Annotated in this window: 29 protein-coding genes and 1 pseudogene; 23 read left to right on the forward strand and 7 right to left on the reverse strand. The window is 42.7% G+C overall.

What is annotated here, in order from left to right; all coding sequences use genetic code 11:
* Positions 1-121: 121 nt before the first annotated feature.
* Positions 122-586: an acyl-CoA thioesterase gene (locus AC3CID_RS07895; protein WP_016786146.1), complete on the reverse strand. Its 465-nt coding sequence runs from the start codon at positions 584-586 to the stop codon at positions 122-124.
* A 202-nt stretch (positions 587-788) separates the two neighbouring features.
* A complete protein-coding gene (locus AC3CID_RS07900) occupies positions 789-2612 on the reverse strand; it encodes an ABC transporter ATP-binding protein/permease (RefSeq protein ID WP_488527238.1) in 1824 nt (607 codons plus the stop codon).
* A 554-nt stretch (positions 2613-3166) separates the two neighbouring features.
* On the opposite strand from AC3CID_RS07900, the gene artP reads away from it, so the two are divergent.
* The 14 genes from artP to AC3CID_RS07970 all read left to right on the forward strand — a co-directional run bounded on the left by artP (position 3167) and on the right by AC3CID_RS07970 (position 12750).
* On the forward strand, positions 3167-3895 hold the full coding sequence (gene artP, locus AC3CID_RS07905) for an arginine ABC transporter ATP-binding protein ArtP (RefSeq protein ID WP_004733840.1): 729 nt from the start codon (positions 3167-3169) through the stop codon (positions 3893-3895).
* A 139-nt stretch (positions 3896-4034) separates the two neighbouring features.
* A complete protein-coding gene (locus AC3CID_RS07910) occupies positions 4035-4766 on the forward strand; it encodes a lysine/arginine/ornithine ABC transporter substrate-binding protein (RefSeq protein ID WP_488527239.1) in 732 nt (243 codons plus the stop codon).
* A 3-nt stretch (positions 4767-4769) separates the two neighbouring features.
* Positions 4770-5456, forward strand: a complete 687-nt coding sequence (artQ, locus tag AC3CID_RS07915) for an arginine ABC transporter permease ArtQ (protein WP_488527240.1) — start codon at positions 4770-4772, stop codon at positions 5454-5456.
* Complete coding sequence (gene artM / locus AC3CID_RS07920) at positions 5453-6121, forward strand: arginine ABC transporter permease ArtM (RefSeq protein WP_017074936.1); 669 nt, start codon at positions 5453-5455, stop codon at positions 6119-6121. The genes artQ and artM overlap by 4 nt, the downstream gene beginning before the upstream one ends.
* A gap of 324 nt (positions 6122-6445) precedes the next feature.
* On the forward strand, positions 6446-7039 hold the full coding sequence (locus AC3CID_RS07925) for a hypothetical protein (protein WP_488527241.1): 594 nt from the start codon (positions 6446-6448) through the stop codon (positions 7037-7039).
* 194 nt (positions 7040-7233) lie between these two features.
* Positions 7234-7539: a hypothetical protein gene (locus AC3CID_RS07930; RefSeq protein ID WP_488527242.1), complete on the forward strand. Its 306-nt coding sequence runs from the start codon at positions 7234-7236 to the stop codon at positions 7537-7539.
* Between the two features lie 262 nt (positions 7540-7801).
* Complete coding sequence (locus AC3CID_RS07935; protein WP_488527243.1) at positions 7802-8026, forward strand: hypothetical protein; 225 nt, start codon at positions 7802-7804, stop codon at positions 8024-8026.
* 172 nt (positions 8027-8198) lie between these two features.
* Positions 8199-8954 (forward strand): hypothetical protein, encoded by a 756-nt coding sequence (locus AC3CID_RS07940; RefSeq protein ID WP_488527244.1) that lies wholly within the window; start codon positions 8199-8201, stop codon positions 8952-8954.
* A 147-nt stretch (positions 8955-9101) separates the two neighbouring features.
* Complete coding sequence (locus AC3CID_RS07945) at positions 9102-9869, forward strand: hypothetical protein (RefSeq protein ID WP_488527245.1); 768 nt, start codon at positions 9102-9104, stop codon at positions 9867-9869.
* A 133-nt stretch (positions 9870-10002) separates the two neighbouring features.
* Entirely contained in the window at positions 10003-10629 is a 627-nt protein-coding gene (locus AC3CID_RS07950) for a DUF4760 domain-containing protein (protein WP_488527246.1), read from the forward strand.
* A 115-nt stretch (positions 10630-10744) separates the two neighbouring features.
* Positions 10745-11194: a RipA family octameric membrane protein gene (locus AC3CID_RS07955; protein WP_488527247.1), complete on the forward strand. Its 450-nt coding sequence runs from the start codon at positions 10745-10747 to the stop codon at positions 11192-11194.
* Between the two features lie 148 nt (positions 11195-11342).
* Entirely contained in the window at positions 11343-11690 is a 348-nt protein-coding gene (locus AC3CID_RS07960) for an SH3 domain-containing protein (protein WP_488527248.1), read from the forward strand.
* A gap of 134 nt (positions 11691-11824) precedes the next feature.
* Positions 11825-12145 carry a DUF2834 domain-containing protein gene (locus tag AC3CID_RS07965; protein WP_473575332.1) on the forward strand — a complete coding sequence of 107 codons (321 nt, stop codon included), beginning with the start codon at positions 11825-11827 and terminating at the stop codon, positions 12143-12145.
* Positions 12146-12276: 131 nt separating this feature from the next.
* On the forward strand, positions 12277-12750 hold the full coding sequence (locus AC3CID_RS07970; RefSeq protein WP_488527249.1) for a GrpB family protein: 474 nt from the start codon (positions 12277-12279) through the stop codon (positions 12748-12750).
* Positions 12751-13128: 378 nt separating this feature from the next.
* On the opposite strand, the pseudogene AC3CID_RS07975 reads toward AC3CID_RS07970, so the two are convergent.
* Positions 13129-13404: pseudogene (locus AC3CID_RS07975) on the reverse strand (transposase); the annotation flags it as partial.
* A gap of 18 nt (positions 13405-13422) precedes the next feature.
* Entirely contained in the window at positions 13423-13965 is a 543-nt protein-coding gene (locus AC3CID_RS07980; protein WP_488527250.1) for a porin family protein, read from the reverse strand.
* A gap of 445 nt (positions 13966-14410) precedes the next feature.
* Between AC3CID_RS07980 and AC3CID_RS07985 the strand changes: the two genes are divergently transcribed.
* The 9 genes from AC3CID_RS07985 (at position 14411) to AC3CID_RS08025 (ending at position 18852) form a co-directional block, all read left to right on the forward strand.
* Positions 14411-14875 carry a GNAT family N-acetyltransferase gene (locus AC3CID_RS07985; protein ID WP_146491575.1) on the forward strand — a complete coding sequence of 155 codons (465 nt, stop codon included), beginning with the start codon at positions 14411-14413 and terminating at the stop codon, positions 14873-14875.
* Between the two features lie 105 nt (positions 14876-14980).
* Positions 14981-15178 (forward strand): hypothetical protein, encoded by a 198-nt coding sequence (locus AC3CID_RS07990; protein WP_285954199.1) that lies wholly within the window; start codon positions 14981-14983, stop codon positions 15176-15178.
* A complete protein-coding gene (locus AC3CID_RS07995) occupies positions 15175-15720 on the forward strand; it encodes a GNAT family N-acetyltransferase (RefSeq protein WP_488527251.1) in 546 nt (181 codons plus the stop codon). The genes AC3CID_RS07990 and AC3CID_RS07995 overlap by 4 nt, the downstream gene beginning before the upstream one ends.
* Before the next feature lie 113 nt (positions 15721-15833).
* The gene (locus AC3CID_RS08000; RefSeq protein WP_488527252.1) at positions 15834-16313 is read left to right on the forward strand and encodes a P-loop nucleotide/nucleoside kinase family protein; all 480 of its coding nucleotides are present in this window, start codon (positions 15834-15836) and stop codon (positions 16311-16313) included.
* A 70-nt stretch (positions 16314-16383) separates the two neighbouring features.
* The gene (locus AC3CID_RS08005; protein ID WP_488527253.1) at positions 16384-16788 is read left to right on the forward strand and encodes a DUF1801 domain-containing protein; all 405 of its coding nucleotides are present in this window, start codon (positions 16384-16386) and stop codon (positions 16786-16788) included.
* A 250-nt stretch (positions 16789-17038) separates the two neighbouring features.
* Entirely contained in the window at positions 17039-17605 is a 567-nt protein-coding gene (locus AC3CID_RS08010; RefSeq protein ID WP_488527254.1) for a hypothetical protein, read from the forward strand.
* On the forward strand, positions 17602-17883 hold the full coding sequence (locus tag AC3CID_RS08015) for a hypothetical protein (protein ID WP_171313027.1): 282 nt from the start codon (positions 17602-17604) through the stop codon (positions 17881-17883). Before AC3CID_RS08010 ends, AC3CID_RS08015 begins: the two co-directional genes overlap by 4 nt.
* Positions 17884-17947: 64 nt before the next feature.
* Positions 17948-18397, forward strand: coding sequence for a DUF3291 domain-containing protein (locus AC3CID_RS08020; RefSeq protein WP_488527255.1), 450 nt, complete (start codon positions 17948-17950; stop codon positions 18395-18397).
* A 122-nt stretch (positions 18398-18519) separates the two neighbouring features.
* Positions 18520-18852: a YnfA family protein gene (locus AC3CID_RS08025; RefSeq protein WP_004733816.1), complete on the forward strand. Its 333-nt coding sequence runs from the start codon at positions 18520-18522 to the stop codon at positions 18850-18852.
* An 81-nt stretch (positions 18853-18933) separates the two neighbouring features.
* Here the strand turns inward: AC3CID_RS08025 and AC3CID_RS08030 are convergent, their stop codons facing one another.
* Genes AC3CID_RS08030 through AC3CID_RS08040 form a run of 3 tightly spaced genes read right to left on the reverse strand, consistent with a single transcriptional unit; the run spans position 18934 to position 24711 of the window.
* A complete protein-coding gene (locus AC3CID_RS08030; protein ID WP_488527256.1) occupies positions 18934-20427 on the reverse strand; it encodes an efflux transporter outer membrane subunit in 1494 nt (497 codons plus the stop codon).
* Between the two features lie 2 nt (positions 20428-20429).
* Positions 20430-23549 carry an efflux RND transporter permease subunit gene (locus tag AC3CID_RS08035; protein ID WP_488527286.1) on the reverse strand — a complete coding sequence of 1040 codons (3120 nt, stop codon included), beginning with the start codon at positions 23547-23549 and terminating at the stop codon, positions 20430-20432.
* 10 nt (positions 23550-23559) lie between these two features.
* Positions 23560-24711, reverse strand: coding sequence for an efflux RND transporter periplasmic adaptor subunit (locus AC3CID_RS08040; protein ID WP_488527257.1), 1152 nt, complete (start codon positions 24709-24711; stop codon positions 23560-23562).
* Positions 24712-24766 lie beyond the last annotated feature (55 nt).

The following is a 24766-nucleotide window of genomic DNA, read 5'->3' on the forward strand; positions in this document are numbered from 1 at the left end:
GTAGAGAGCGTTCAAGGTTTATAAGTCTTAACCGCTTATAAGCACTCAGAACCAATAAACATAAGGCCACTCAATCGAGTGGCCTTTTTAATGTCTGAGTCGTTTTGAATCAGCGAATACGCTATTCCGTCACGGCTTCTTGTTTGAAGCATGGGCTTTTCAACGTGTTCATCTTTTCGATTTCATTGGTTAAGCGCAGCGAGAGCAGGGCTTTTTGATTCGAAGCAAAATCAAACATCACGATAGTCGCGGTGCCTATGGTCGTCAGTTTCTGCTGAGTTTTACTGACAATCGCGTATTCCATGGTGAATCGGTCATCTTGAATATCAGTGACACGAGAGCCAATCATCAACGTATCTGGATACGTGACTGGGCGGAAATACTTACAGTAAGTGTCACCAAGAACAGGGCCAACTTTGGTAATCGCCATCTCTTCCATCAGCTCAACGTGCTTGAAAAAATCTAAGCGAGCGGTTTCGAAATAGCGAAAATATACGGCGTTGTTAACGTGATTGAGTGCGTCCATTTCTCCCCAAGCGACTGGGATTTCTGTTACTACCGGGTAGTCAGATAATAGTGCTTCCATGCGAACTCTCTTATTTTTATCTGTGTAATTAACGTTATCTGCTTATCCTTCATCGGGATAAGTTGTTATTGGAATAAAAACCCTACCGCTAAATTAACAAAACTGCAACACGTGTGATTTAAGTTTTTGAAGCTTGAAACCACACAATGTCAGTGACTTAGCCTTTAGTGAACCAATGACTTAAACGCTTTTGCTCTACAACTTAGCTACTGAGGTGTTTGAATTGGAGTTCAACCAATCGTTGGTACAGTTCACAGCTATTGATGAGAGACTGGTGGTCGCCGATGTCTACTAGCTGTCCTTTATCGAGCACTGCAATCTGGTCGGCGTGTTTAATTGTTGATAAACGGTGCGCGATAATGATGGTTGTTCTGCCACGCATTAATTCTTCTAAAGCTTGTTGAACATGATGTTCACTTTCGCTGTCTAGCGCACTGGTTGCTTCATCCAACAATAGAATATTCGGATCTTTTAGGATGGCACGAGCGATGGCAATGCGTTGTCTTTGTCCGCCAGACAATCTCACGCCACGTTCACCAAGAAAGCTGTGATAGCCTTCAGGCAAGTTCTGAATGAACTCGTGCGCGTGCGCTTTTTTCGCCGCTTCGATCACTTGCTCGTCCGTTGCTTCTGGGTTTCCGTATCGGATGTTATGGAACACATCGTTACTGAACAGAGCAGGCTGCTGAGGAACTAACGCCATCTGCTTTCTTAACTCGTTCGGGTCAAACTGATTCAGTTCAACACCGCCTAATGTTACTTTACCTACTTGTGGGTCGTAGAAACGTTGCAGCAGTTCAAATAGGGTGGTTTTACCTGCACCTGACGGGCCAACCAATGCCAACACTTTACCTTCATGAGCCGTTAGCGTGAGGTTGCTTGTTGCGGGCTGGTCTGGTCTTGATGGGTAACAGAAGGTCACATCATCAAAAGCAACTTCTGGTGTCACGTTATCCAGTGATGTTGGGTTTTCTACAGGCGCCACAATGTGACTTTCAACTTGTAGAATTTCAATCAAACGCTCTGTCGCACCTGCCGCGCGTTGCAGTTCACCCATTACTTCAGAAATGGTACCTAATGACGAAGCTACCATAATGGCATAGAAGACAAACGCCGCTAAGTCACCCGCTGACATGGTGCCGTTGATGACATCACTGCCGCCAACCCACAGCATCCCTGATATTGCGCTGAACACGATAACAATCACACCAGAGATAAGAATCGCGCGCTGTTTTACACGCTGGCGACCAATCTCATAAGCCTTTTCCACTTCTACCGCGAATGAAGCTTTCTCTTGCGCTTCTCGGCTATAGCTTTGCACCGTTTTAATGTGCTCAATCGCTTCACCTGCGTAAGACCCTACATCAGACATAGAATCTTGGCTTTGGCGAGATAAAGCTCTTACACGGCGCCCATAGACAAGAATCGGAATCAAGATAAACGGCACCGACGCCAACACAATCAGCGTTAGCTTAATATTGGTCGCGAATAGCATGATGATTGCACCAATACACATCAACGCGCTGCGCATCGCCATAGAGAACGACGAACCTATGATGCTTTGAAGCAGAGTGGTATCCGTAGTGATTCGCGACATGATGTCGCCACTGCCATTGGTTTCGAAGTAGCTCGGATGCAGCGTCACGACATGATTGAAAACCGATAAACGAATATCCGCACTCACGCGTTCCCCAACAGAAGAAACCAAATAGAAGCGGAAGAAAGTACCAATCGAGATCAATACGACCACGACCATGATGAACTGAATTGCGCTGCCTAAATCTGAGAGTGATTGTTGGCTAAAACCTTGGTCGATAAGAAGACGAATACCGTGTCCGACTGAAAGGGTTAAGCTCGCCGTGAAGATCAACGCGATCAACGCTGCAATAACACGACCTTTATAAGGCTGAATGAATTTACTCAGCTCAAACAAAATACTGAGGCTTTTTTTCTCAGGTTTGGGTTCTGGCGCTTTTTGAGTCGAGCGCTGAGTTGAGTCGAGCGTAGAAGAGACATCGTTTTGCATATGACTGCCTTAATGTGTTGTCGCTTTAAAAATAGATGGCTTGTTACTTATTACTTCTTGCTTATGGCTTGTTACCTGTACTGCGCGTTGTTCGCTGGGAAGTAGTTGTTGTTGAGAATAGAACCCATTAAAGCATTTATTGCGCTGTGACGCTCCCTAGGAAATTCAATTTCCAATATTTCATCGCCACTAAGTGAATAATTCGAAACGACCTTAAAGGAAAAATAAGCATTCTGATCCAGTCAGTTCGATAGGAAATAAGGGGTTTAACCCTAATTTTTATGCAAGTAAATAGGCGTTAATAGGAGAGTGCGCTCATAATTTAGCAATCGAGTGATGATTTGTAAATTGATAGAAAAACGATTGCTTTTTGTCTCGATATTAACTTTATCAATGACTTGCAATTTTTGGTTGTAAGACCAGTTATAGCGACTGTTTTTTGTGCAATATTTATTACAAAAATTCAACAAAGTAGTTTTTTATACATTTTTCTTGCATAAAACCTCGGATTGAATAGAATAACCAACAAATGACAATTAATGCAGTATTGTGGCATGAGTATTCAAGTAAAGAGCATCAACAAATCATACGGTGATACCCAAGTTCTTCATGACATCAGCTTCGACTGTGAGAGTGGCGAAACCTTGGTATTGCTTGGCCCAAGCGGCGCTGGCAAGAGTTCACTACTGCGTGTTTTGAACCTGCTAGAAATTGCGGACAACGGCGAATTAGACATTGCTAACGAGCAATTCGATTTTGCTGGTCAGATTCAAGAGAAGCAAGGGCTTAAACTTCGTCGTAAAGTCGGCATGGTGTTCCAGCAATACAACTTATGGCCACACATGACTGTGATGGAAAACTTGATTGAAGCACCAACGAAAGTTGCGGGTTTGGATAAGCAAGAGGCGATTAAGCAAGCTCAAGAAGTACTAAAGACACTTCAACTTGCCGACAAAGCCGACGCTTGGCCACTTCAACTGTCTGGCGGTCAACAACAGCGTGTTGCGATTGCACGTGCGCTGATGATGAAACCGGATGTGTTGTTGTTTGATGAGCCAACAGCGGCGCTTGATCCTGAGATCACCAACCAAGTCGTGAGCATTATTAAAGAATTGAGCGGAACGGGCATTACCCAAGTGGTCGTGACGCACGAAGTCGATTTCGCGAAGAAGATTGCTAGCCACGTTCTGTACCTAGAGAAAGGGTACATCGTCGAACACGGCACCAGTGATTCATTCGTTAATCCGCAGACACCTGAGTTTGCCGAGTATTTGACTCACTAGGTTAGTTGACTCATTAAATCCGAGTTAACGCATAAGATTTACGAAACTCTCTAGATTTAGCTAAACACAACATCGATCAAAACAATCAAATTATAAGAATGGCCACAGGCCGCTATCAAACAGTATTCGGAGTAACAAAATGAAAAAGATTCTACTAGCTTCACTTATCGGCCTTGCTTCTTTCAACGCGGCGGCGCAAGAAGAAATCAAATTCGCAATGGAAGCAACTTACGCACCATTCGAATACATGGATGAGAACAATCAAATTCAAGGTTTTGACGTAGATTTAGCAAACGCACTTTGTGAAGAGATGAAAGCGACATGTACTTTCCATAACCAAACGTTCGATAGCTTGATCCCTGCACTTAAATTCAAACGTTACGATGCGGCTATCTCGGCAATGGACATCACTGAAGCGCGTCTTAAACAAGTGAACTTCTCTAACGCATACTACGACAACTCTGCAGCATTCATCTCTTTTGAAGGCAAAGTAGCAGACCAAGCAGCACTAGAAGGTAAGCGTGTTGGTGTTCAAAACGGTTCTACTCACCAGAGCTTCTTACTTGAGCAAATGACTGGCGTAACAGCGGTACCTTACTCAAGCTACCAAGATGCATTCATCGACATGAAAAACGGTCGTATCGATTCTGTATTCGGTGACACAGCCGTTGTAGCAGAATGGTTCAAGAAAGAAGACAACCTAACGTACGTTGGCGACCAAGTAACAAACCAAGAGTACTTCGGTAACGGCTTTGGTATCGCAGTAAACAAGAGCAATCAAGAACTTGTAGACCAGCTTAACGTTGCACTTGCAGCAGTGAAAGCGAACGGCGAATACGACAAGATCTTCAACAAGTACTTCGGTAAGTAATTTATGGAATTAACGGGTTACTCTTTAGGGCTCGTCGAAGCAAGCTGGATGACTGTTCAGCTTGCATTCGTAAGCCTATTGGTTGGATTGGTTCTAGCAGTTTTGTTTGCAAGTGGTGAGGTGTCTCGTCGTATTGCAATCAAATGGCCAACGACTGCATTTGTGACGATTGTTCGTGGTTTACCAGAAATTCTGGTCGTACTGTTTATCTACTTTGGTTCGACACAAGTTCTGTTCATGATCACTGGCGACTTCATCGAAGTGAGCCCGTTCCTATCTGGTGTTGTTGCACTGTCACTTATCTTTGCTTCTTACGCTTCACAAACCATCCGTGGTGCTTTGAAAGCAGTTAGCAAAGGGCAGAGAGAAGCAGCAAGCGCGCTTGGTATTTCTCAGTCTCGTTCATTCTTTCGTATCGTGTTACCTCAAGCGGTAAGACACGCGCTACCAGGGTTAACCAACCAATGGTTAGTGTTACTGAAAGACACCGCATTAGTATCGCTAATTGGCGTAACGGATTTGCTGAAACAAGCACAACTAACATCAGCTGCAACGCACGAAGCATTCACTTGGTACGCGACAGCAGCAGCAATCTACTTGGTCATCACTTTAATCACACAAAGATTGGTAAAAGTGATTGATGGTAAGTTCTCTATTCAAGGTTTGGGTAACAAAGGGGCAATGGCATGAATCAACAATACCTCTCTCAAATGCTTGAAGGCTTAGCGACTAGCCTTCAACTCACAGGCGCGTCATTGCTTGTTGGTTGTATCTTATCGTTGTTAATGACAGTAACGCTGATCCTTAGATTACCAGTAATACATTGGTTCACTCGTGGCCTTATTACGCTGTTCACCGGCACACCATTATTGGTGCAAATCTTCTTGGTGTATTACGGCCCGGGTCAGTTCGATTGGATTCGTGAAAGCTTCCTATGGACATGGTTAAGTCAACCTTGGTTCTGTGCGATGTTAGCATTGGCTTTGAACACCGCGGCATACAGCACGCTACTGTTCAGAGGCGCATTCAACGCCATTCCAGCAGGGCAGTGGGAAGCATGTCGCGCATTAGGCATGGACAAAATCGCAACGCTTAAAGTGTTGCTGCCATACGCACTACGTCGCGCCGTTCCAGCTTACTCGAACGAAGTGATTCTAGTCTTCAAAGGCACATCACTGGCAAGCACCATCACCATCATGGATTTGATGGGCTACGCTCAGCGTATTAACGGTCAAACCTACGACACACTCACCGTGTTCGGTATTGCTGGTGCATTTTACCTAGCCGTGAATGGTGTGTTAACGCTAATCTTCCGTCAGGTAGAGAAGAAAGCCCTCGCATTCGAAGCCGCGTAAGCTAGCCACTCACAAGCTTAACTAACGTATAAAGCCTGCCATTTATGTTCGCATAGATGGCAGGCTTTTTTGTGTTTGGGGTATGCGTACAGGTGCTGTTTTTATATCCAGCACTTCGGTTTTTTTGCGAAATTCATACTATATGGAAATATTCTGCATTTTGTCATTCAATGAGCCTATCTATGTTTTAAGTCACTGAAATACTGTGATTAATTGTGGTAGAGTTTCGATCATATGAAACTAGATAGAATAATTCTGTATTTAAATGCAGAATTTTTCTGTCTAAGAACTGTTAGCATTACAAATTAGAATTTAGAGGTAGCTTTGAATAAGTTTTTTCAGTGGACTTTAGGAATTATAGGTACTGTCCTTTTAGGGGCATTGGGTAGTGGCTTATGGGAATTATTTCTAGCAGATGCTTTGGTTTTTATCGGCAAAGGGATTTTGTCAATTTTAAGTAGTTTATCATCAACTTATTTGGACTCTTTGTACAAAAACATATGGAAGGGAAGCGATTATTCATATTTGCATGAAATATATGTACTTACATTTGTTACTTACTTGATGATGCCAATCTTAATTATACGTTCTAATCGGGTTCGTGGAAATCAAAGAAAAGAAGGTGACGATTCAAAGACTCCTAAATCGAAGTACTTTAAGCTACTAGTTTTACTTTCTGCACTAGCGATAACACTTACCCTAAAGGTTTGGGAAACATCATTTTCCGTAGAAAAGGCAACGAAATTTCGAGCAAATATAGAGATATTAAAAGCAGACATTACGGTACAAGAATATGACCAACTGTGTGCTCTCTTGTACCAAGTAACTGATCGCCAGTCTGCATTGAAATTGAATGAACGTATTGATAATTATGCTCATAAGCATGATGTTGTTCTTCACGATATCGACTTAATGTAATGCTAACAAAGCATTTAAGAGTGATTCCCAACGCTTGGCATTCTTCATTCCATCGTTGGGTTTCGTGTTTACGGTGTTATGGTTAGGTTTTGTTGTAGCGTTGCTCACACCTTAATGCGGCGTTATAAGGCAGCAGTTGGATATTCTCTATTTATGGTATTCTATCTTCTAATTCGAGAATTAAGGAATATGAAATGACCAATCAAGTAGAGTTGATTTTGGCAGCAGCCAACAGAGCTCAACCCGAGCACGCCCAAAAGTTTAGTAACTGGCTATATCATAGAGCTGCGAATACAACTCAGGCGTTGATGAACTTGCCTGAAGATAAAAAAGAACTGAGAGTTCAAGCATTAGTCGAAGTTGCTCAGAGTGATATCGCAAGGGAGCTAACTCATTACTGTTCTGCCGTTGGTGGATGTTCATATAATGAAGTAATGGCAATTGCTTCAAAGTTATTAAATGAAAATTCGGAGCTTTTCTTGTCAGATCAAGGTTTGTAGTTACATTGTCCACGCAAAAGGCCTTATAACAAAGCGTTTAAGACAGATTCCCAACGCTTGGCATTCTCAGTTCAATTCGAGTTTTGTGTTTACGGTGCAATGGTTTAGGTTAGGTGGCAGGCGTTGCTCACTACTTAACGCGGCGTTATATGCCATTTCTGTAAATAGTACTCTAATATTTTGCAATTTCATTACAGTTACGTTTCGTTTGCTCTTGCCGTATAATGTTCTAGGGGCGAGTAACTGAAATAGGAACAAGTAAATGATTGAAATTAATATTGGTGATTCAGTAATCCATCTTAAAGACCTCACTCAAGAATATAAGGTACTCGATATAACTGGGGATTTGGCTAGTTGTCAGGTTAGCAATTATAGTTCGACAGGCTCAGTATTCTGGATAAAGAAAAATGAGTTACGCGTTATTCTACAGCCTACTGTAGGGGGTTGTGTTGGCATCCATAATGATGACTGGAATCCGCCTCTTTAATTACTGTACCACAGCATATAACAAACGCTTCAAGACAGATTCGCAACACGTGGCGCTTTTACTATGCGTCGCGTAGAGTGTTTACGGTGGAATGCAGAGGCTTATGTATGGTGTTGCTCACTACTTAAGCGGGCGTTAAGTGTTCTTTAAATTCAAGCGTACTAGAGGAATAATGAGTAAAAAATTGGATAGTAGTAAGATTGAAGCAATAGAAAAGTTAATGGGTGATCCGACACCATTAGAGGTGACGGATTATGAAGAGAAAATACGTCGGAATTTGTTGTTTGCTTCAATGGTCGTTTTTGGACTTACTTACCTTAAATTGATACCAAGTTCGGACTCAAAGTTTTTCGGACTATCCTTCGATAACTTAACTCCAGAAAGTATTTACATCGTGTTATTAGTGATTGTGTCGTATGAGCTTACTCATTACATATGGTTAGTAGTGAACAAAATCTCGTACTGGAAGGTCAGACTAACAGGTACGAACCCTGGGGTTACTCGTGGTAACACTGGAATGCGTTTTGGTGATGAATTTGACTCTTACGACCATGCGGGAAATCAGGAAAATTCAAATTTTTATGTTTGGATGCTTGAGCAAAATAGGACGCTTAATCCAATATTAAATAATTACAGTGAAACTTGGGCTAAACTCGAAAGTATGGCTTTTGACAATGAATCACTTGATTCATCGCGTTCTCAAGAAGTTCTGACCAAATTGAATGAAATTAGTGCGTTACAGACTCGCTTAGAAAAACATTTAACAAATATTCGAATTGACGCTTCAATGCAAAGGTTTGATTCAAACTACTCAATGATGGTACGTAGTCAATCGTTAAGGTGGGTCATGCTTGACCTAATCCTTCCTGTTTTGAGCGGGGTTGGGGCAATAGTTTTATTGTTGTCTAGTTTAGGTTGGGTGTATTGAACACTTAACAAAGCATTTAAGAGTGATTCTCAACGCTTGGCATTTTCCATTCTATCGTTGAGTTTAGTGTTTACGGTGGTAAGGTTGGGTTTTGTGGTCGCGTTGTTCACACCTTAATGCGGCGTTATGTGAAATGGGAGAATTTCGTTGTATCGGTTTGGTCTTTTCAAGCCTAAGTTTTATGTTGGGCTATTAAATTATGTAGGCGTGCCTTCGATCATTATCTATTTTGTCTTTATGTGTGTAGTGCCATGGTTTTATGGTGATTGGGATTATGTCCATGGTGTTTGGTTAGATTGGCAAACTTTGAATACAGGTGTACTTGCTTTCCTTTCGAGTATAACGGCATTTAACATTTCCAGCGTAGCAGTTGAAAAACAAAGACAACGAGATTTTGTAGCATCAAGAGCGCTCTTACCTCAAAAGTTAGATGATTTGTGTCAGTATCTCAGTGAAAGCGCAAGGAGCCTCCAAGGTGCGTATTACCATAGTAAAAATCGCTCCGAAATGTCAGAAATTACGGTGCCTAAATTGAGTGACGCTCATTTCGAAACGTTTCAAGAGTGTATTCGGCATGCAACTCCCGAAGTTGGTGATTATTTGGCAAAAGTGCTAAATATGCTGCAAGTGCATGGTGCACGACTCGAAAGTGTCTGTAAGAAACCGCAAACGAACCGGAGATATTACAACACACTTTTCTTTGGACTAGCCGAACTTAAAGTAAGTGTTGATGACTTGTTTCCTCTTGCTCGTGGCGAAGAAGAGAATATTTCGGGTAAAGTGGACAAAGAGTCAATAAGTAAGGCTCTTCATATTTTAGGTATTTACTACGAACATACAGAAAATCTAGAGTCTTATGTAAATGAACAAGTGGGAAAAATTTCACATAACAAAGCGTTTAAGAGTGATTCGTAACGCGTGGCATTTTTACTATGCATTTGTTTTAGTGTTTAAGGTGGTGTGCGGCGACATCGGTATTGCGTTACTCACACCTTAACGCAGCGTTATGTGTTCGGTTTGGTTTATTGACAATAGAGAGATATTTTTAATGAAATATATTTATTGGATAGGGTCTTTTATCTTAATTGCTCTAGTTTTGGTAACAGGCTTTTGTGTCATTGAGTATAGAGTTGATATAAATGGCTACTTTGTAAAGTATGATAAGTTGGTCTCCTTCTTATTTCAATTTTCAACAGTCTTTGTGGCCTTAATTACAGCTATTATTGCTGTACTAATTCAGAGTAAAAACAAACATGATAAAGAGATAGAATCTAGCATTGAGTGTATTGAGTATTGGCGTGGGAATGATTTTCTTGAAGCATCTAAAAATTACGATAAAGTGGTAGTTAAGAACAAGGGGGCTTTGGCTAACTTGTCAAAATTTGAGAATAGACTCAAACCTGACTTTGGAGCTATACACAATTATTTAAGTGAGTATGAGAAAGTCGCAATTAAAGTAAACCAAAAGGTTTTTGATGAAAGTGTTATTTATGACCAATTGGGAATAATTATGTACATGCAATATTACATGTGCTTGAAATCGTTTATTAACGGTGTTCATGAATGGAATCCAGGTATATACAAAAACACAGAGAAACTACTAATTAAATGGGAACCAAAAGCGTCCAAAGATGCAAGTGCTTTCATAAGCGCGCAGTCACTTAGAAACACATAACAAGGCATTTAAACGAAACTAAAACAGTGGGTTACGTTCCGCTTCGCTACACAGTATAACCCACTATTTTAGTCCGCTTAATGCGGCGTTATATCACTTATCATAAAGGGATTTTATGAGAAGATTTAGAAGAACAAAAAATGAAAACAAGTTAATCGAATATGAAATGGCTCAAAATTCAGCTGAGCATCATGACAACTTAGTTTGGTCAGTATCAACATTAACTTGGGGTGTAAGCTCCGTACTCTTAGGCTTTGTATTAAACAATATCTCAGATAACGAGCTGGGCATTGTAATCTTACTATTCTGTCTTATAGGTGTATTTTTAATTCTGTGCTCTTGGTTATTTGCAAGGCAATTCAGAAGTATTCGGAATCAAAAGTACGTTAGATGCAAAGAGCTCGAACAAGAGTTAGGAATAGTTCAGCACACCAATATCAAACATAAAAATGGCAGCCAGAGTGCGATGTACTCAATAATAATGCTCTTGTTTATAACGACTTGGACTGTAGTTTTTATTAAGGTTATTAGTGGCTATTTGGGTGTTGAGCTTACAGTGATATAACAAATTGCTTAAGAGTGACGGCTAACCTTTGTCACTTTTGGTTTGGTTTGGTTTGGTTGAGTTTGGTGATTAAGGTGGCTTTGCTTAGGTTTCGTGGTGGTTAGCCGCACCTTAGCAAGGCGTTATGTGAATGGAGTAAAAATAAGCAATGGAATACAAAGTCGTTAAAGAATATCAGGATGATCCAAAATCACCTATTAGTGTAGTAAAAGGCGAGAAACTACAGTTTGTAGAAGAGTCTAATCCAGAAGGTGATTGGGCAAACTGGATTTTCTGTCGAGGGGAAAACAAAGAAGGTTGGATTCCTAAACAAATATTATCTATTGATAATGGCAAAGTAACGGTACTTAAAGACTATTTTGCTAAAGAGCACCGTTTGTCAATTGGTGAAGTTTTGGTAAAAGAGCATGAGTTAAACGGTTGGATCTGGAGTAGGAAATTAGGAGGCTCAGAAGAATTAGCTTGGGCTCCTTTAAATCATCTATGCGTTGTGTAAATTCACATAACAAAGCCTTCAAGACTGATTCGTAAACGCGTGCCGAACTCGCTATCGCTCAGGCATGGCACACGTTCACTCACAGCTTAAGGCGGCGTTAGGGCTTAATTCGACAATTTAACAAGGGCTGCGATATGGCACGATTTTATTTGATTCTAACATTTTTAGGTGTGCTCTTACCTTATGGTGCGTTTATTCCTTGGCTATCGACGAATGGTTTCGATATTTCTCTATTGCTGAAAGAAGCGTTCGTAAATCCCATTAGCATATTTGCTTGGCTTGATGTAATCGTTGCTGCGATTGCGCTGTTAGGTTTCATTGTAGTAGATGCTAAAAGAAACAAGATTAAGTACTGGTATCTTGCGGTGTTGGGAACGTTGTCAGTAGGTGTGTCGTGTGGGTTGCCTTTGTACCTGTACTTCAAAGAAAAGCAAACGCTTGAACTTCAGCCCTAACAAGCGCTTCAAGCTGATTCGCAACGTGTGCCATTTTTAGTTCAAATTGGTTCAGTGTTTACGGTGCAATGCGGACAGTCCTGTTTCGTTGCTCACAACTTAAGCGAACGTTATGCCTTTTGGGAGAAAATATGCAGTTTTACAAAGCAGATGAGTATCAGGGATCTTGTGAAAATCTCTATCGTAAGTACGAACTTCAGATAGCCGCTTTACTTCCAAGCGCAACAATTGAGCATATTGGAGCTTCTTCTATCCCTAATGCTGTATCTAAGGGAGACCTAGATATACTTGTTGGTGTTAACGGTAACGAGCTAGAAAAAGCAGTGAAGTTACTTTCTACTTTAGGTTTCAACGAAAAATCTAATACGCTAAGAACTCCAGAGCTTTGCATGCTAGAAAATAGCTCAGGTGAAGATGTCGCTTTTCAAGTCGTAGCGAATGGCTCAGAATTTGACTTCTTTGTGAGGTTTAGGGACAAACTGCGTGAAAGCCCTGAGTTGGTTCAACAATACAATGAACTCAAAATATCTTGTACAGGTAGAGTTCAAGAAGAGTATCGTCGAAAAAAGTCAGCTTTTATTGAGCGCGTTTTAGGACAGGCATAACAAATTGTTCAAGAGTGATTCGGCACGCGTGGCACTTTTACTATGCGTTGGTTTTAGTGGTTAAGATGGTATCCGGAAGCATTGGTATTGCGCGCCTCACCACTTAACGCGGCCACATGGATTCCCCCGGTTGTCAAACATCCGCTAAACTTATGTTGATGGGTTTTGGACTGCCGCTCTACATTCGGCCTACTTATCGACGATTCGCATACGTCGTGGCCCTGATGACTTTGCGCGACTGCGGTGCCTTTTCGTTAGATGACATCTAGTGTGTCCGCCGCATTAACAGGCTCTCCGCAAGTGGTCTTAACCTATCTACATCATTAGCGTCTGCAATGACCCGGTGGGTTTAACTCTTTATGCTGCTTAAGTTTTTACTTAAGCAGCATAGTTTTTATATTCTGTTTGATTGTGTAAAACGACCATATAATTCGTGCGTTCTTCGCGGCAAGTGCCACTATTGTTCGGTTCATTCCTCTTTGTTCCAGAACACGGACTTAACTTATCTTGCTTGTTACCGAGTCTGGCAATCACGGTTCTAACACCGTGAACTAACAGCGTTCGTAATTCTTTATCACCGTGTTTGGTTATTCGGCCTAACCGAGGTTTTCCTCCAGTAGAGTCTTGTTTCGCGACTAAACCTGGCCAAGCCGAGAGTCGCGGGTTTAACTACTAAAATTTATAGCCAACCGTCAATGATGCTTGACCTATATCAGTGTCGTATGGGCTATCAACTTGAAACCCGGTTGTTTTGATATCAAAATATACCCCTGAATCTAAATGTGCTCGGACACCCAGACCTATGTAGAGAGAGGTGCTACTTGTATCTTGGCTTTGATTCCCGTAAGAGTAATCAATATTAGAGCTTTGAAGTCCAATAGCACCATAGGGTTTCAAATCCCAACGCGAAAAGTTAAAAGCATAGCCAATGTCAGCTCCCACTTTCCAAGTTACAGTGTCGACATTGAATCCATAGCCAAGATTAGAACCTGATACATTTCGATCAACTTGCAAGCCTACGATGCGATTAAAGTCATAGCCGTATTCTAAGTGTAAGCCTGAGTCGCCGTGGTAAGTGCTACCATTGTATACTTCGACTGTGTTCGCAAGACCTACGCCAATTCGATGACCTGAAAACTGTTCGCTTTCAGCTTGCGCTGATAGAGGGAAAATTAATGTTGAGAATAGCATTGGTATAACGGTGTTAGATTTCATATTGCCTCAATTAACGGTAGATATTCTTTAGAGTTACTCCTTTAACTTTTCTATAGCTTGATGTTGTCAAATTGAAATTGAATTTGGAATTAGTATTTTGGAATAGAGGTTATTCCAAAAAGTAATTAGCATTCGTGTAATGACATCATATGTAACAAGCGCCTGTGATTACTTGTAACAATGAACGTGCGCTGGAGTTGTATCAAGATGTTGGCTTTGAGGTTACAGGTTTCAACATGTCAAAAAAATTGGTGGATCGCCTCTATATCACAATCAACTTAAACAAACTGACAACGTTTATCACTTCTAACTTGGTTTAGGTTATTTGGTTTTGGTGGTAAGTTTGATTTTGGTGGTAAGTTTGAGTGCATTGGTAACGTTGTTCGTTATCTGGTAGGGCGTTTATTCTGTTTATAATTTCTGGTGGTTTATGAAAGTTAGAGCAATGAGTCCAGCTGATTTATCAGCCTTATATGATATTTATATTGAGAAGGAGGTAGTTAACAACAATCGCTATTCACCCGATATAAAACGGGAAGAATTCGACTTAATGTTCAATGGTAGCCAGCACAATTTCGTGGCTGTTGAAACCGGTGGAGAAGTGTTTGGGCACTTGGCTATTATCACGACTGAAAAACCAAGGCTCAAGCATTCAGCGTCTTTTGGTATTGTTGTTGCCAAAGCGTCACGAGGTAAAGGTGTTGGTCGTTTCTTAATGGGGCACTTGTTATCTTATTGTGAGAATGAACTCGATTTAGCTCGCCTTGAATTAGAAGTTCACGCTAACAACAAAGCGGCACTGGCGTTGTACAAATCATTCGGTTTTGAAATCGAAGGTACAAAGCGTAAAGCTGTACTCGTCGAAGATGAATTAATAGATATTGTCATCATGTCGAGAGTACTAACATAACGAAGCAATTAAAATGGTGCTCAACGCTTGATTTCAGTTTAAGTATTTTTAGTTTGGGTTGAGGGTCGCGTTACTTACTCGGTTGTTTGCTGCGAGGAAATAAACATGAAACAACTAATATTCAGAAATATGCAGTTAGCTGTAAGTATTGGATCTGGTTTTGCGATCTATCAGTACTTTTTTATGACAGACGGTGCGTTTGATTTTTATGGGTCAATTGTGGTGTCTGCTTTTACGTTTGTAGTTAGCAGTATTGGTACCGTTCTAAAAGAAATAATCATGCGTAAAAAGGAGACTGCGTGAGAATAGTGGAAGCAAGTCGGTCTGATCTAGAGTCTTTCTTCGAGTATATAGGAGCGCAGCTTCTTGAGAATGCGGATGATGATTCTCCACTTTTCCAACCGATCTCTAAAGAGAATTGTGTTGTTTCAGAACAATTTAAAGACAAGTTTCGAAATGGTTTTGAGGCAAACCTTGGTGAAAATGGCTGGAGAAAGCTCTGGGTAATCAAAGACTCTAAGGAACGAGTGTTTGGTCATATAGACTTACGTCATTACAGTGAAGAGTATAAGTTTCATCGTGTACTTCTGGGGATGGGTGTTGATTCGAGCTTAAGAAAGCAGGGGTTAGGTGTAGAGCTGATTAAGTGCGTGACTGAGTTTTGTAACGAGAGCCCAAGTATCGATTGGTTAGATCTCAATGTTCTCTCGAATAACCTTCCTGCGAAAAATTTGTATTTGAAATGTGGTTTCGAAGTGATTGGAGAAGTCCCAGGTTGTTATCTTATAGAAGGACAGTCCGTGTCTGAAACAATGATGACACTATGCACGAGAAGTTCCGGGTAAAAACGCTTTTAAGAATGAATTATGACGCTTGGCATCCACAGTTTTATGGTAGTGCTTAGGCCCGGTGTAAGCGTGTTCACACTACAACTCTACCTATGAGCAAAAGAGGAATCATGACTAAAATCTACTTCGTATGTGGCTTTATCGGTTCGGGTAAAACGACTTACTCTAAAGCACTTGCAGAAAAGCATGGCGCCTTTCGTGTCTCGATTGATGAGTGGATGATTCCTTTGTATGGCGAGCATATGGAGCGTGAGGTTTTTGATAGCCGGCTGGCTACGCTTCAAGGTTTATTCAAGGACTCTGCAATGCAGCTGTTTTCCTTGGATGTTCCGGTGATTTTTGACTTCGGTTTTTGGCGAAAGTCTGATCGAGATTCTTTTACAAGTTGGGCATCAAACCTAGGCGTGGACAGCGAAGTTCACTACCTTGATGTTCCGTTTGAGACTTGTAAGCAGAGAGCATTTAGCCGCAACTCGGAATTGAATGGTAAGTCTTATGAAATGACACCTGAAATGTTAGATCTGTTTTGGTCTTGGTTTGAGGTTCCAACTTCAAATGAAAATGTTGTTTGGGTTCAACAGGACACTTAACAAGCTATATGGCCAAGCATAGTTTGAGTTAGCAGCTCCTTAATATCACAACAAATGAATCGGAGGTTCAATGGATCAAGCAATCAAAACACATTTCGACGAGTATCCCGATGATGTTCGAGCTCGGCTTGAAGAGTTGCGTGCATTAATTTTTGAACTTTGCTCTGATTTGGATTTAGGTGACGTCGAAGAGTCTCTGAAATGGGGCGAGCCGAGTTACAGCGTTAAGACGGGCAGTCCAATTCGAATCGATTGGAAATTAAAATCGCCAAACAACTATTACTTGTTCTTTAACTGCCAAACGAAGCTAATCGACACATTCAGAGAATTGCACGATGGCACATTGGTATTTCAAGGTAATCGGGCAATCGTCTTGAACCTAACTGAACCACTTCCAAAAACGTCTATTAAGCAGTGCTTGGAGCTGGCTTTAACTTATCAGCAACGAAAACATCTTCCGCTTCTGGGCGCGTAGTTCTTACGCGCTGTCTGTTGCTTAACTTAGTGGTTCTACAACGCAAGACGTTTAAAAATTATGCTTGAAGTCGCCCCTTCTAGAGTTAAGATCTTTAAAGCTCCACTTAGCCTTAATAAGTAAAAATCAACATGGCCACATTAAACTGTTCCCAATGCATCGCGCTTTATATAGTGTTACTTAATGTGATTTGTAGAGGTTTAGTATATCGTTACTGAAACTATCAGAATTTCATTGATATAGGACTTAAATGTTTGAACCAATAGAGTCAGAAATAGATGAATTGCAGTTAGCCATCTCACTTCCGGAATTAGATTCTGTAGTCAACGGAACCTTCTTACCATTCGATACACTCACCGCTTCTTCGCTATCGGACTCATTTTTCGATGCATTGTTTGTTTCAGGTACTTTTGCTGAACAAAGCAAAGAACTGTCTCAGGTTTGCGTAGACAAAAGGATTGAGCTTGTTGTACTGGAAAACCCAACAAATGATTTGACCGTAATCCACGATGTGGTGATCAACTTGGTTGATAAATTGTTTTCAGACGAGATGCCTAACAATATTGACCTTGCTGATCTTCGTTTACTTAACCAATATTCAGACCATTTATTGGCTTTCAACAACAAGTGTGCGGCGATTAATTATATGAGCACACAAAAGTTAGGCGTAGTGATGGGTGGTGTATATCTAGCTCACGGTCAAACAGACTTAGATGAGTACGAAAATACAAATCAAGACTTGATTCATCATATCCCTGAAACTGGTTTTCTGTGTTCTAGTCGCCTTGTATTTCAGTCTTTAAAGGAAGTTGTATGAATTTAGATAAAGCTAAAAAACGTATCGCAAAGCAGGTTAAAAAAGGCGACAACGGATACCCAAAAATCACGTTAGCGTATTACGGGGCGACCAAAGATCTTGCAACGGAAGTCGCAGTTCAATTTATGCTGGGTGAGGGCGATGGTGTTCAAGAAGAGCGTTTTTCTTGTGAAACCGAAATCCGAGATAATGAGCTAATCCAAACGACGCTGCTCAAGATAATCGAGCGCGCTAATGTTAACTCAGTAATTGAAGTTGAAGGCGTGACGGTTCCTTAGTTGTCTTAGTATCAGTCGGTGCGTTTGAAATTTGCTACTCATAATTTATCAAGGAAGAAACATTATGAAATTAGCTCAGTTAAATATCGCTCTGGCGAAATACCCGTTAGATGCGCGAGAAATAAAAGAGTTTGTCGATAACTTAGAGTTGGTTAATGGAATCGCAGAAAGCAGTGAAGGGTTTGTTTGGCGTCTGAAAGATGAATCTGGTGACGCCACCAATATCCAAGCTTTCGATGATCCTAATATGATTGTGAACATGTCGGTGTGGGACTCTGTGGATTCGTTAAAGAACTTCATGTTCCGCACACATCACCGTGATTTTATGCGCCGAAAGGGTGACTGGTTTCATCGTTTACCTGAAGATACTTATGTGCTTTGGTGGATTGAAGCAGACCATATTCCCACACTCGAAGAAGCGATAGAGCGACTTGAACACCTCAGAGAAATTGGTGATTCGCCGTATGCCTTCACTTTTAAAACCAACTTTACAGCATCAGAAGCGCCAAAATAGCATTCGTCCAACCAACGTTATGTTCCATTGAAACTAAAAGAGGGGCATCTGTGGTGTGTGGGAGTTGTTGTTGGATGGATCATCGATAGTGTTTTCTGCATTTAAATTGATAAAGGTAAGTTGTGATTGAATTTAAAACGGTCGGTCTTTTTGTACTTACAGCGGTCGCCGAGATTGTAGGATGTTATCTACCTTATCTTTGGTTGAGAGAAGACAAGAGCATTTGGTTATTGATTCCTGCTGCGATAAGCCTCGCATTGTTTGCTTGGTTATTGACGCTTCATCCAACCGCGACAGGTCGTGTTTATGCAGCATATGGCGGTGTGTATATTTCTGTTGCCCTGATATGGCTGTGGCTTGTTGATGGCGAAAAGCCGACAACGTGGGACCTGGTCGGTGGCTCAGTTGCACTACTCGGTATGGCGATTATTATGTTCGGCCCTCGAAACGCATAACGTGCTTACACAAAAATACCGCCGTAATCAACGGCGGTATTTTTTTACGCTTATTACATCATTAAGTAGAGAACAAAGAGCCTAGTTAACGTGGGCTAATTCAACACTCTGTGTTTCATTCGCTACTTTCCAATCGCCACCTAACGCTTTATACACCGCAATCGTGGTGTTGGCGGTTTGAAGCTTGGCGGCTACTTGGCGATCTTGCATCGCTTTTTGTTGTCTTTGTGCGTCTAACACCGACAAGTAATCGACTAGGCCTGCTTTATAGAGCGACTTTGCCTTGCTCACTGCGTTGTCGACGGCGAGGGTGGCTTCATCGATGCGCTTTTGGTTTTCTTGGCTACGGCCATAGGCAAACAAGCTTGAATCGACTTCTGCAAAGGCACTGTCTACCGAGTGTTGGTAGTTAAGCGCTGCAGAACGGAACCTTGCTTCGTTCATTTCCACCATGGCTTCGCCTCGGCCACCATCGAATACATTCCAACTGATGCCTGCAGATGCCGCCCAACCGAATGAGTCGCTACTGAACAGATCATCAAAACTTCCGGCCGTCACACCTGGCGTGCCCGTTAGGAAGAATTTTGGATAGCGATTGGCAATGCTTGCGCCTAGTTCTTCGTTAATGGCTGCCATTTCTCGTTCTGCAATTCGGATGTCTGGGCGTTGTTCTAACAAGTCAGAAGGTAAGCCTGTCGGAATCACATCGTTCATTCTCGGTAACGTAAATTCACCCGCTAAACGTTGGTTCACGCTCGTAAGTGATTCGCCTAACAACACTGCCATACGTTGTTTGTGAACTTGCTCTGCGATTTCAAGTTGAGGAACAATGGATTCAGTCGCGGCAAGCATGGCTTTGGCTTGAGCAAGATCTAACTCCGAGCCATAGCCGCTACGAACAACTTTGGTGACCAGTTCTAAAGTCTGCTTTTGGTCGGAAATGTTCTCTAGTGCGATCGCTTTTCGCTCTTGAGCGCCACGATATTGCAGGTAGTTGTGAATGACATCGGCAGTGATCAAGGTGTTCAAACCCGATTGGAATATCTCGGCTTGTTCAACTCGAATCGTCGCCGCGTTGGATTGCTTATCGATACGTCCAAACAAGTCCATTTCCCATGCGATGCTTGCGCCTAAGAACCCACCATCGTGTTGGGCTTCCAATAACGACATGCCCGTCGCTGATTCAACTGCATCAGAGGCGCCAAATACCGGGCCGAGTAGGGAGTCGTTCTCACTCAGTTGGTAATTGTAATAACCACCGCCGACATTGATGGTCGGGACTTTGAATGATTCAACAACGCTTTTGTATGAGTTCGCCATGTTGATTCGCTCAGCGGCCAGTTTAAGCGGGATATTCTGGCTTTGAACATCGGCCACTAATTGATTGAGCGTTGGATCATTGAACTGTGTCCACCAATGATTGTGCTGTTCGTTTTGGTTCACGTCACCTTGGCTATATAAGAAGGTCTCAGCCATGGTCGTTTGTGGTTCATCGTAATCAGGGCCAACCGCACAACCTGTCAGCAACAAGGCAAGAGCAATAGGAGCCACTTTAAACTTAGTTAATGGATACATGTTTATTGCTCCTTGTTGAATGAGGTTGGAGTGCCGATGTTTGTAGACTGAGGCGTTGCATCGAGTACAACTACAGCATCTTTAATAGCTTCAGCCACTGTCTTTTTTTCTTCAGTTCGATAGAAGAGCTTGTACAGCGCAGGCATTACAAACAGAGACAACACGGTTGCCGCAGCCAAGCCACCGATAATGGTCGCCGCCATCTGATCAAACAGCAGGTCACTAAGCAACGGGATCATGCCAAGTGCTGTGGTGAGTGCTCCCATCGAGATCGCCATAGTGCGGTTCACGGTTGCTTCTTTAATTGCGTCTGACAGTGAGCGACCGTCTTTACGTTCAAGCTCGATCTGGTCCATCAACACTATGCCGTTCTTGATGATCATACCGGTCAAGGTTACCGCGCCAATCAACGCCATGAAGCCGAACGGTTTATCCAACAGCAACAAGCTGAACGTTGCACCCGTCGCCGCGAGTGGTAGGGTGGTGAAGATGATCACTGGCTGTTTGAAGCCGTTAAACATCGCCACTAGGATGATCACCATCAACAACATCGCTTTAGGTAGCTGTTTAAGAATATCGCTGACCGCTTTATGCTCGTCGTAATATTCGCCACCCCATTCCAAGTGGTAACCGTGTGGAAGGTGAATGGATTCTATTTGTTCTTTAACTGAGTCTCTCACTGCTGCAGGTGTGGTGTAGCGACCAACGCCAGCTTGTGCTGTGATGGTTTTTACTCGGTCGCGACGCCAAATCATGGTCTCTTCGCTTGTAAGCTCAAACCCGTCAATGACTTGACCTAGTGGAACGCTGTGGATGCCCAATAAAGAACGTACCGGCAAAGTTTCTAGCGATTGAATAGAGCTTTCTGTACCACGCAGTTGAATCGTCACCAGTTCGTCGTTTAAGTTCATACGACCTAGCGGCATGCCTTCTGACGCACGTTTCATCGCGAATGCAATATCTGCACGGTTGATGCCAGCAAGGCGCATCTTGTCTTGGTTGATGACAGGTTCTAGCACTTTGCTCTTTTGACGCCAGTCGTCACGCACGTACTTGGTGTCTGGGTGTCGAGCAAAGATAGCTTTCGCTTGTTCAGATAAGCCGTGCAGTACCTCGATATCTGGACCTGAAAAACGCGCTTCAACACTGAATTTATCCGAAGTCGCAAGCTTTAAGCTTCTAAAGCGAGGATCGGCGTTTGGAAACTCTGCCATTAACCATTTGTCGCCACGCGCAATCAGCGGGCTGAGTGACGGGAAATCGGTCGCGTTAATCAAGATCTGACCGTAAGCAGAGTCAAACGGTTCTGGCTCAATGGTCACTGAGAAACGAGGAGCGCCAGCACCAATGTACGTTGAAATACTCTCGACTTCCGGCTGCTCTAACAACCATTGTTCGATACGCTTCATGTCTTCTGAGGTCTGTTCAACCTTGGCGCCATTGGGCAGCCAGTAATCTAAGAACAGAATGGGTCTGTCGGCTTGTGGAATAAAGTTAACGGCAATATTCGGGATAGCCAATGCAGTGACCAAAATCAGCGGAATGAGTCCCGCAAGTGCTTTGAGTGGGTTATCTACCGTCCAGTTTACGCTCTTACGGTATAAGCTCACTTTGGTATTGTCAGCTTGCTTAGTTGGCTTAATGAAGAACCAACACATCAAAGCTGTAAAGGTCATTGCGACTAGCCAAGACAGTAACAGTGAAGAGGCGATAATTAGGAATACTGAGCTTGCGAACTCAGCGGCATCGGTTTTTGAAAAGATAACAGGGCTCGCACCCATGATAGCGATAACTGTCGCGCCAAAGAGTGGTGTAGCGGTCTCTTTAACAGAATCAATTGCGGCTTTGGTTCGGTCGATGCCTTTGTTGATTTTCACAATCATCATATCGGTGATGACAATGGCGTTATCCACCAACATGCCGAGCGCAAGAATGAAGGTACCTAGCGAAACTCGGTGTAAATCGATTGACGCGATGTTCATGTAGATAAGCGTCAGCAAGATAGTCAGCAGTAAGCTTGAGCCGACAATGGTTGCGCTTTTTAGCCCCATGAATATAGACAGGACGATGAATACAATCGCGACACTCTCTAGCAAGTTACTTACGAAGTTGTCGATCGATTTCTGAACTTCTTCCGGCTGGTTAGCAACTGTCGCGATATCAACACCTAACGGCAGGGTTGCTTGAAAATCGCTGACGATTTGATTGATTTCATCACCAAGTGATACCACGTTTACGCCGGTGACTGGGCTCATCGCTAATGTGACTGCAGGTACGCCGTTGTAGCGGTTCTCCGTCATCATTGGCTTTTGGTAGCCCATGGTGACGTCTGCAATATCGCCTAAGCGGATTAAGCTGGTTCCTAATTCACTCACGCCGCCTTTGATCATCAGGTTTTTGATGTCTTCTAATGAGCCAAACTCACTCGACTGTTGAACTCGGATTCGTTCAGTTCCTGCTGAAAACTTACCGGCATCGAACGCCATGTTTTGCGTATTCAGCTGCGACCAAACTTGTGTGATAGATAGGCCGTATTGCGCTAACCTTTCATCTGGGATGTCGATATGAACAACGCGTGGTTGAACGCCGTGTAATTCGATCTTCTTAATACCATCGACGGTTTTAATTCGACGTTGCAACTCTTCTGCGTAACGTCTTAGTTCAGCTGGCGATGCATCTTTACTGTGGATAGAGAAAAGCATGCCGTAGACTTCAGAAAACTCGTCTTGTACGACACTGATCTGTGCAGTCGAAGGTAGTAACAGCTTCATGTCAGAGACTTTGCGACGCAATAAGTCCCACTCTTGAGGAAGCGCCTTTGAATTAAGAGACTCTTTGAGATCGACAAACACCATCGACATGCCAGGGCGAGACAGCGAACGAAGTCGGTTTAATGATCCCATCTCTTGCAGTTTAGTTTCGACGGTATCAGTAACTTGCTGTTCCACTTCATCCGCAGAAGCACCGGGGTAGAGCGTTACTACGACGGCCGTTTTGATGGTGAAGCTTGGATCTTCGAGCTTGCCAAGATCAAAGTAAGAAAACAGGCCTGCGATAACACTCAATGCAGTGAAAAACAGGATGAAGGTGCGTTGTTTGATCGCAAAATCAGCTAGATTCATCATGATTTACCTACAGACTCTTAACTTGAATATCGGAGAAGTGTTGGCCTTCCATGACGTACTGAGCACCACTCACCACGACGAAATCACCATCGTTGAGCGTTGATTCAACACATACGGTATTTTGGGACATCGAAACCACGTCCACAGTCACGCCATGAGCTTGCTCGTTCTTAACCGTGAACACTTGCTCGATGCCAGATTGATTCACCAACGCTGAATACGGTAAACAAAAATTACTGCTAGCTTCGCCAAGTTGAGTTGTCAGTGTGACGGCTTTTCCTGGCAACACTGACTTGTTGGTTGTTTCTACATGGTAGGTAACCGCGTAGGTTTGCTTGATCAGGTGAGGTGACGTGGCAATTTCAGCGGCGTACCCAATCAACTTTTCCTCTGAGCCATACCAATTAATAACAGCGGTTTGATTCGGTTCGAACTCATGGATCAAGTTTTCTGGGACTTGGATTTTAACTTCAAGCTGATCAGGGTTGTGGATAGTGAAAACCGAAATGCCCGGCAGAACTTGCTCAAACTGATCGAAGTTAGATGCCGCAACCACACCATCGAAGGGTGCGAGCAGTTGGGTATAACGAATCGAATCTTTCGCACGGCGTATGTTCTGTTCTACGACTTTAACCGCCGCTTCACTTCTTTCGTAACCGCTGATTGCACGATCCAGATTAACATCGGCAATCGCATTATCAGCGATGGCTTGTTTTACTCGTACAAGTTCTGATTTCGCTAATTTGTGTGCAGATTTCGCTTCGAGTGCTCGTGCTTGTAACTCTTCTAACGCGACTTGATAATCATGAGGGTCTAACTGCGCAAGTGGTTGGCCTTTCTTAACTGAATCACCAACCGAGACCATCATTTTTTGAATAGTGCCAGGCACTCGAAACGCGACACCAGCCGTTTCTGATGACTGCAATTTGCCTGTGAACGATTTTTCAACTTCATGAGAGAGAGGCTCAAGTTGGATCACTTGAATCGGGCGCGTTTGTTTTTGAGCTATCGTCGCCTCAGAGTCATTACAGCCAAACAGAGCGGTTAGGCTTAGTGCAATGACTGTATGTCGAAAGGTAGGTGCATGTTTAAGAATAGGCGAGTGCTTAAACGTGGGTGTCTGTTGAAAGATCTGTGAATGCTGAGATATAGGCTTCATGGATTACTCCTGTCAATTTATGGAGTAATTCTATCTTTCAGTCTTGTTTAGATAA

The organism is Vibrio sp. QJM3NY_21 (assembly GCF_057785975.1).

Excerpts from the sequence above, each read along its gene's own strand:
- AC3CID_RS07970 (WP_488527249.1), top strand. The coding sequence starts at position 12,277 with ATGCAGTTTTACAAAGCAGATGAGTATCAGGGATCTTGTGAAAATCTC.
- AC3CID_RS07965 (WP_473575332.1), top strand. The coding sequence starts at position 11,825 with ATGGCACGATTTTATTTGATTCTAACATTTTTAGGTGTGCTCTTACCT.
- AC3CID_RS07955 (WP_488527247.1), top strand. The coding sequence starts at position 10,745 with ATGAGAAGATTTAGAAGAACAAAAAATGAAAACAAGTTAATCGAATAT.
- AC3CID_RS07940 (WP_488527244.1), top strand. The coding sequence starts at position 8,199 with ATGAGTAAAAAATTGGATAGTAGTAAGATTGAAGCAATAGAAAAGTTA.
- AC3CID_RS07900 (WP_488527238.1), bottom strand. The coding sequence starts at position 2,612 with ATGCAAAACGATGTCTCTTCTACGCTCGACTCAACTCAGCGCTCGACT.
- AC3CID_RS07910 (WP_488527239.1), top strand. The coding sequence starts at position 4,035 with ATGAAAAAGATTCTACTAGCTTCACTTATCGGCCTTGCTTCTTTCAAC.
- AC3CID_RS08015 (WP_171313027.1), top strand. The coding sequence starts at position 17,602 with ATGAATTTAGATAAAGCTAAAAAACGTATCGCAAAGCAGGTTAAAAAA.
- AC3CID_RS07990 (WP_285954199.1), top strand. The coding sequence starts at position 14,981 with ATGAAACAACTAATATTCAGAAATATGCAGTTAGCTGTAAGTATTGGA.
- AC3CID_RS08030 (WP_488527256.1), bottom strand. The coding sequence starts at position 20,427 with ATGTATCCATTAACTAAGTTTAAAGTGGCTCCTATTGCTCTTGCCTTG.
- artQ (WP_488527240.1), top strand. The coding sequence starts at position 4,770 with ATGGAATTAACGGGTTACTCTTTAGGGCTCGTCGAAGCAAGCTGGATG.
- AC3CID_RS08005 (WP_488527253.1), top strand. The coding sequence starts at position 16,384 with ATGGATCAAGCAATCAAAACACATTTCGACGAGTATCCCGATGATGTT.
- AC3CID_RS07895 (WP_016786146.1), bottom strand. The coding sequence starts at position 586 with ATGGAAGCACTATTATCTGACTACCCGGTAGTAACAGAAATCCCAGTC.
- artM (WP_017074936.1), top strand. The coding sequence starts at position 5,453 with ATGAATCAACAATACCTCTCTCAAATGCTTGAAGGCTTAGCGACTAGC.
- AC3CID_RS07985 (WP_146491575.1), top strand. The coding sequence starts at position 14,411 with ATGAGTCCAGCTGATTTATCAGCCTTATATGATATTTATATTGAGAAG.
- AC3CID_RS08010 (WP_488527254.1), top strand. The coding sequence starts at position 17,039 with ATGTTTGAACCAATAGAGTCAGAAATAGATGAATTGCAGTTAGCCATC.
- AC3CID_RS08040 (WP_488527257.1), bottom strand. The coding sequence starts at position 24,711 with ATGAAGCCTATATCTCAGCATTCACAGATCTTTCAACAGACACCCACG.
- AC3CID_RS07950 (WP_488527246.1), top strand. The coding sequence starts at position 10,003 with ATGAAATATATTTATTGGATAGGGTCTTTTATCTTAATTGCTCTAGTT.
- AC3CID_RS08020 (WP_488527255.1), top strand. The coding sequence starts at position 17,948 with ATGAAATTAGCTCAGTTAAATATCGCTCTGGCGAAATACCCGTTAGAT.
- AC3CID_RS07935 (WP_488527243.1), top strand. The coding sequence starts at position 7,802 with ATGATTGAAATTAATATTGGTGATTCAGTAATCCATCTTAAAGACCTC.
- AC3CID_RS07930 (WP_488527242.1), top strand. The coding sequence starts at position 7,234 with ATGACCAATCAAGTAGAGTTGATTTTGGCAGCAGCCAACAGAGCTCAA.
- AC3CID_RS07960 (WP_488527248.1), top strand. The coding sequence starts at position 11,343 with ATGGAATACAAAGTCGTTAAAGAATATCAGGATGATCCAAAATCACCT.
- AC3CID_RS08035 (WP_488527286.1), bottom strand. The coding sequence starts at position 23,549 with ATGAATCTAGCTGATTTTGCGATCAAACAACGCACCTTCATCCTGTTT.
- AC3CID_RS08000 (WP_488527252.1), top strand. The coding sequence starts at position 15,834 with ATGACTAAAATCTACTTCGTATGTGGCTTTATCGGTTCGGGTAAAACG.
- artP (WP_004733840.1), top strand. The coding sequence starts at position 3,167 with ATGAGTATTCAAGTAAAGAGCATCAACAAATCATACGGTGATACCCAA.
- AC3CID_RS07980 (WP_488527250.1), bottom strand. The coding sequence starts at position 13,965 with ATGAAATCTAACACCGTTATACCAATGCTATTCTCAACATTAATTTTC.